Source organism: Polaromonas sp. P1_E1_2, from assembly GCF_056406035.1.
Map to the genome: position 1 here is coordinate 1 of NZ_JBFUAZ010000196.1, position 6,494 is coordinate 6,494.

Below are 6,494 nucleotides of genomic sequence, written 5' to 3' on the forward strand. Positions count from 1 at the left end.
CAATAGTACTGCGCGAGCAGCTATAAAAATGGTAGCAAATGATGGCTGCTAGCCGGTGATCTCGCCCGCCGGAAACCGGACTTCAATCCGCAGTCCACCCAGGCGGTCTGACGTGCCGAGCTGTAGCGTCGCGCCGTGCCGCTCGGCAATCACCTTGACGATGGCCAATCCGAGGCCGCTGCCGGCTTCCGGAGAGATCGCCGATCCAGCCGACCCGCCCGCCATGTCCGTGACGCTGGCGGCGCGAAAGAAGCGGTCAAATACGCGGTGGCGGTCTTCTGCGGCGATGCCCGGGCCGCTGTCTTCCACCGTCAATACCGGCTGTCCGTCCTGCACGCCCACCGACACATCGACCTGGCCCGCCACCGGCGTGTACTTGACCGCGTTGTCCAGCAAGTTGCGCAGCAGGATACGCAAGGCCTCGCTGTGGCCTTTCACCTGCACGGGCTGCAGTGGCTCGCTGCCCGCCAGGCCCAGGTCAATTTGCCTGTGGCCGGCATGGGGTAATACATCGGCCACGGCCAGCTTCACCACGTCACGCAGGTCCACAAAGGTGGCAGCGGCAGGTGCCTGGCCTGAATCGGCTCCGGCTTGTGCCGTGCCGGCGGCTTCTTCGCGGGCCAGCACCAGCAGCTGCTCGACCAGCCGTATCGCCCGGTCTATGCCCTGGTTCAACCGGCCAATGGCGGCCTCCCGTGCCGCAGGTTCTTCGTCGTTTCGGCGCAGGGCCTGCGCCTGCAGCTTGAGCGCCGTCAGCGGCGAGCGCAATTCGTGCGCCGCATCAGCCACAAAATGCCGCTGCGCCTCGAAAGCGCCGCGCACCCGGCCGAACAGCAGGTTCAGCTCTTCCACTAGCGGCCGCACTTCGTCGGGCAGGCCGTCGTCGGCCAGCGGCGACAAATCGTCGGCCGGGCGCCCGGCCACCTGTCGCCGGGCACGCTCGACAGGCGCCAGCGAACGGCTGATGACCCACCACACGGCCAGCATGAGCAGCGGGGTTAGGTAGGCAAAGGGCAGCACGGCGCGCACAGCCAGCGTGCGGGCGCGCGCCGAGYGGGCGTCCAGGTCTTGCGCAATCTGCACGGTTTGCAGCGCGGTCTGCAGGGTGTAGACGCGGTACCGGTTGCCGTGCGCTTCGACGTCCGAAAAGCCGAGCACTGCGCGCGGCGGAAGCGCCGATCGGGTGGAGCGGAAAATCTGTGTGCCGTCCTGGCCCCAGATCTGCACGTAGACCTCGAAGCGGTCGTCTTCGTCGGTCTCGTCCAGGGGAATGTTGAGTGGAATGCCGCTGCGCAGTGAGCGCGCCATTTGCTGCAAATGGTCGTCGAACATCGCGTCGGCCTGCTGCAGTGCGCCGCGATAGGCGGTGGCCGCCTGCAGCAAGGCGGCCAGGAAGATGGCGGCCAGCACGAACCATAGCAGCCTCCTTCTCAGGGAGTGACTTGCTGGCTTCCTCATTGCTTGGGCACCAGGTACCCCAGACCGCGCACGGTCTGGATCACGTCGTTGCCGAGCTGAATAGGCCCCCACGCTCTCCACTTCGTGTGGTCGCTGCCCCCCGAGGGGGCGCTGCGCCTGCGGCCCGGCAAAGCCGGTTCCGCGGCCCCTGCTGGTGTTTGATCTGCGGGAGTTGTCATTGTTTGGGTACCAAGTATCCAAGGCCGCGCACGGTCTGGATCACGTCGTTGCCGAGTTTTTTGCGTACGCCGTGGATGTAGACCTCGACAGCGTTGCTGCTGATGTCGTCTTTCCAGCTGAAGAGTTTTTCCTCGAGTTGCGCGCGTGACAGCACCACGCCTGGGCGCGCCAGCAAGGGTTCGAGCACCGCCCATTCCCGTGCCGAGAGCGACACCGGCTGGCCGTTGAGGCTGGCTTCGCGCGTGGCGGGGTTCAGGCTCACGCCCTTGTGTTCAAACGCCGGCTCGGCCCGGCCCGCACTGCGGCGTATCAGCGCGCGGATGCGTGCCAGCAGTTCGTCGGTGTCATAGGGCTTGACGACGTAGTCGTCGGCGCCGGCATCCAGCCCGGCGATGCGGTCGCCGACCGCATCGCGCGCCGTGGCCACCATCACCGGGGTGGTGTTGCGTCGAGCCCGCAAAGCGCGCAGCACTTCCAGGCCGTCGCGCTTGGGCAGGCCCAGATCCAGCAGCACCAGGTCGTACTGTTCGCTGTTCAGGGCCTCGTCGGCCATGCGGCCGTCACGCACCCAGTCGACGGCATAGTGCTCACCGCGCAGCACCTGTAGCACGGTCTCGCCGATCATGGCGTCGTCTTCAACGAGCAATAAACGCATGTTTCTTTCGTCAAGGGTTAGGCCGCTTGCCTTTTGCAAAGATTATGCGGCGGCGGGACTTAGGCGGGCCTTAAACCACGATGGGCAGGCTGTTTTTCCCGCATGCCCTGCCCAGACGGAGAGCCCGTCCCGAAAGCCTGGCCCTGTAGCGAGCCCGGCGCACTAAAATCACAACACAACAATAGGGAGCTTAGATGGGAGAGTTCATGCGGGCGGGGCGGTTCGTCACAACACACGGCGCTCTTTAGACATGGTGGCCGGCAAGTCCGCGGTCAAGCCGTTCTGGCATCGCCTCAACAAATTCTTCGCATTCCCGTTCCAGGGGGCGCCTTTGGCCTATGGGCTGTTCCTGGCGTTTTGCAGCCTTCTGCCGCAGCTATTCTTTTTCCTCCCGCGGGGGATGATGTGGGTGATTGTCGAACTCGGCATCCTGCTGGCCGCGAGTCGGTACGGCTTCAAGGTCGCCGTGCTCGGCTCGCGCGGAATATCGCGCGCCAGCGATTTTCCATCGCGGCTTGACGACGAGTGGAGCAGCCTTCCCTGGAAGCTGTTCGGCGTCTTCGTGGTGCAGGCCGTTATCCTGGGCCTTGTGGCATCGGTCAACAGCAAGCTCGCCACGGTCGCGACTTTCGCGTTTTCATTCCTGCTTCCGGCGACCGTCATTGTCCTGGTGCAGTCGGGCAGCGCGATGCGCTCGTTGAACCCCGCCGCGATTCTGGGTGTTGTGCGTGTCATCGGCGCGCCTTATCTCGCGCTATGCCTGTTCCTGTTTCTGTTGAGCAGCGGTGCGCAGGTCGCGCTGGTGCTGCTGCTGCCACTGGTCAGCCTCTGGCTGCTGGTGCCGTTGTTCAATTTTGCATTCATCTATTTCGGCTGGGTCATGGCCAGCCTCCTGGGCTACGTGATGTATCAGCACCATGAGGGGCTCGACATCGATCTGCTGCCCGGTGCCGGCGCGGACGACGCCCCGCCCGAGCGCCGCAGCCCCGAGCAGATCGCGCGCCAGGAAACCGACGCGCTGGTCGCCGAACTGGTGACCGAAGGCGATATTCCCGCCGCGCTCAATATCGCCTACGAAGACCAGCGCATGCGGCCCAGCGACGTCGCTGCGCTGCGGCGTTATCACCGCGTATTGCTGATGGCCGACAAGACGCCGACGCTGGTTGAGAATGCAAAGCGGTTTATTGCGCTGCTGCTGCAGCAGGAGTTGGGAGCCGAGGCGCTCAAGGCCTGGCAGGACTGCCGTGCGCGTGAACCTGCGTTTGTCCTGGAAGATGGCGGGCAGACACTGGCCCTGGCACGCGCCGCCTGGCGCGCCGGCGACGCGCAGGCGGCGCTTGCCATTCTGCGCAGCTTCGACAAGCGGTTTCGCGGCCACGCCGCTATTCCGCAGGCCTATGAGCTCGTCGCGCGGGTGCTGACCCAGGGCATGAACCGTGCCGACATGGCTCGCCCAGTGCTGGCCGTGCTCGAGGAACGCTATCCCGACAGCGAGGCGACGCGCGAGGTGCGCTGGCTGCTGCGCGACCAGCCGGCCGCCTGAAGTGGCTGAGACGGCGGTTCAGACCTGCGCGAGCGCGCGCGTGGCCATGTCGTTGGGGGCGAGCCGCTGCAGGTGCGGCAGCCAATACAAGGCGCGCTCGCGCTGCCCTGCGCGCAACCAGCCCTGGGCGCAGACGCCCAGCGTGTCGGCGAGTCCCGAATGCTCCGGCGCGCTTTTGAGCAGCGCGCGGCACAACTTGTCGGCGTCATCGAACTGGCGGGCGCGCGTGAAGCGGCGCGCCAGCCGCGCCATGTCATCGGGTTTTAGGCGCGCGCCGGGTTTGGCCTGGTCCAGATAGGTGCGGTAGCTGGCATGCTGCAGTTCCAGTGTGGCGTCGTCGCTGGGCGCGAGGCGGAAGATGCGGCGCGCGGCACCGTGGAAATCTTCGCCGGCCGGCTGCAGCCGCGCGGTGTTGAACCAGGCACGCAGCACTTCGCCGTCGGTGGGCCGCAGTTTCGCCGCGGCCCGCCATTGCGCGCAGGCGGCGTCGAATTTCATCTCGGCCGCCAGCCGTTTGGCCTCGGCGACATGCCGCTCGAATCCGTCTTCGGCCTGCTCGGCCGCCGCGGGCGGTGGCGTGAGTTTGCGCCAGTGCATAGCCGCGGCCATTAGAAGCGCACCGGTGAGCAGCCCGCCCAGATGCGCCATATAGGCCACGCCCTTGCCGCCGATGACATGCTGCAGCAGTTCGTTGGCGATCCAGGCGGGCAGCAGCAGCAGCGCGGGCGCTGTGACGTAGTTGAAATAGAAAAACAGCTGGTAGAAAAAGCGGATGCGGCGCAGGCGGTACATCACGGCATACATGCCCATCAGGGCGGAAACCGCACCGGAGGCACCCAGGCCGTAGCCGCCCTGCCCGGCATAGGCCCAACCGGCCAGCAGCGAAGCACCCAGTGCGCCCGCGAGATAAAACGCCAGATAAAGACTGCGGCCTAACGCGAGTTCGACTGAAAAGCCAAACAGGAAGAGGAACACCATGTTGCCGATCAGGTGGCTGGTGTCGGCATGCAGGAAGGCCGCGGTGATCCAGGTCACGGGTCGCAGCAGTGCGTCCTTGCTGTTGTCTTGGGCCCAGTGGGCGGTGAAGGGGGCCGGCTGCATTCCTTCGTAGCGGCGCCTATCCTGCTGCCACTGCGGATGGGCCGGGTTCCCGGGCCGGACGACGAGGCCGGCGTGCAGGCGCGCCAGGAAGGTTTTTTCGTATTCCAGGCCGTCGAGCAATTCGCCGTAGCGGCGCTGCTCCAGCATGCGCCTGGCTGCCGGCGCGCGGGATGATCCGGTCTCCTCAAGCCAGCCGACGAAAGCGGGCAGTTCCAGCGCCGGCAGGCTACTCGAGAGATAAAAGACCGCGGCCTTGTTCTGCGCATTTTCCTCGGCGCGCTGCGGGCCCCAGAACACCGTCATGTTCACCAGGATCAGCAGAATCGTCAACCATGGCGGGTTGCTCCAGGTCGGCCGGTTTTCCAGCGGAATTGCGTAAAACATGCTCCCGCCGACGGCTCAGTTCAGCCCAGCCGCGCCCGGTGCCGCGCGATTTGTGCCTTGACTTGCGCCGGCGCCGTGCCGCCCAGGATGTTGCGGGCGTTCAGCGAGCCGCGCAGGCTCAGGCAGTCGTACACGTCTTTTTCGATGCTGGGGTTGAATTCCTGCAGCACAGCCAGTGGCAACTCGGACAGGTCCACCGCATGGGTGGTGGCAGCTTTGACGGCGTGGGCCACGGTTTCGTGGGCATCGCGGAAGGGCAGGCCTTTTTTCACCAGGTAGTCGGCCAGGTCGGTGGCGGTGGCGTAGCCGCGTAGCGCGGCCTTTTCCATGGCTTCGGGCTTGACGGTGATGCCGGCCACCATCTCGGCAAAGATGCGCAGCGTGTCCTTGAGCGTGTCGACGGTGTCGAACAGCGGCTCCTTGTCTTCCTGGTTGTCCTTGTTGTAGGCCAGGGGCTGGCCCTTCATCAGCGTGATCAGGCCCATCAGGTGGCCGACCACGCGGCCGGTCTTGCCGCGCGCCAGCTCTGGCACGTCGGGGTTTTTCTTCTGCGGCATGATGGACGAGCCGGTGGTAAAGCGGTCGGGGATGTGGATAAAGCCGAAGTTCTGGCTCATCCACAAGATCAGCTCTTCGCTCATGCGGCTGATATGCACCATGGCGAGCGACGCGGCTGCCGTGAATTCAATCGCGAAGTCACGGTCGCTCACGGCGTCCAGGCTGTTCTGGCAGACCTGTGGCTTGCCGTTTTCGTCGACCATGCCCAGCGTTTTGGCCACGCGTTCGCGGTCCAGCGGGTAGCTGGTGCCGGCCAGTGCTGCAGCACCCAGCGGCAGGCGGTTCACGCGTTTCCTGATCTCCAGCATGCGCTCGGCGTCGCGGCTGAACATTTCCACATAGGCCAGCATGTGGTGGCCAAAACTCACCGGCTGGGCCACCTGCAGGTGGGTGAAGCCGGGCAGGATGACTTCGACATTTTTCTCGGCGATGTCAACCAGCGCTTTTTGCAGGTCGGTCAGCAGCCCGCCGATCAGGTCGATCTCACTGCGCAGCCACAGGCGCACATCGGTGGCGACCTGGTCGTTGCGGCTGCGGCCGGTGTGCAGGCGTTTGCCGGCGTCGCCCACAAGCTGGGTCAGGCGCGCTTCGATGTTGAAGTGCACGTCTTCGAGG

Annotated in this window: 5 protein-coding genes; 1 reads left to right on the forward strand and 4 read right to left on the reverse strand. The window is 65.4% G+C overall.

The features are described 5' to 3' along the window. Positions 1-48: 48 nt before the first annotated feature. Both AC1D1P_RS11095 and AC1D1P_RS11100 read right to left on the reverse strand, forming a co-directional pair. Complete coding sequence (locus AC1D1P_RS11095) at positions 49-1,458, reverse strand: ATP-binding protein (protein WP_477673005.1); 1,410 nt, start codon at positions 1,456-1,458, stop codon at positions 49-51. A gap of 175 nt (positions 1,459-1,633) precedes the next feature. Then, entirely contained in the window at positions 1,634-2,293 is a 660-nt protein-coding gene (locus AC1D1P_RS11100; protein ID WP_457279431.1) for a response regulator, read from the reverse strand. A gap of 250 nt (positions 2,294-2,543) precedes the next feature. On the opposite strand from AC1D1P_RS11100, the gene AC1D1P_RS11105 reads away from it, so the two are divergent. Next, positions 2,544-3,836: a tetratricopeptide repeat protein gene (locus AC1D1P_RS11105; protein WP_477673006.1), complete on the forward strand. Its 1,293-nt coding sequence runs from the start codon at positions 2,544-2,546 to the stop codon at positions 3,834-3,836. A gap of 18 nt (positions 3,837-3,854) precedes the next feature. Here the strand turns inward: AC1D1P_RS11105 and AC1D1P_RS11110 are convergent, their stop codons facing one another. After that, entirely contained in the window at positions 3,855-5,321 is a 1,467-nt protein-coding gene (locus tag AC1D1P_RS11110) for a rhomboid family intramembrane serine protease (RefSeq protein ID WP_477673007.1), read from the reverse strand. A 20-nt stretch (positions 5,322-5,341) separates the two neighbouring features. Continuing rightward, a partial coding sequence (gene argH / locus AC1D1P_RS11115) for an argininosuccinate lyase (protein ID WP_477673008.1) occupies positions 5,342-6,494 on the reverse strand: 1,153 nt, incomplete at its 5' end.

What these genes read in the sequence shown, in the direction of transcription:
- AC1D1P_RS11100 (WP_457279431.1), bottom strand. Translation starts at nt 2,293, where the DNA reads ATGCGTTTATTGCTCGTTGAAGACGACGCCATGATCGGCGAGACCGTG.
- AC1D1P_RS11105 (WP_477673006.1), top strand. Translation starts at nt 2,544, where the DNA reads ATGGTGGCCGGCAAGTCCGCGGTCAAGCCGTTCTGGCATCGCCTCAAC.
- AC1D1P_RS11110 (WP_477673007.1), bottom strand. Translation starts at nt 5,321, where the DNA reads ATGTTTTACGCAATTCCGCTGGAAAACCGGCCGACCTGGAGCAACCCG.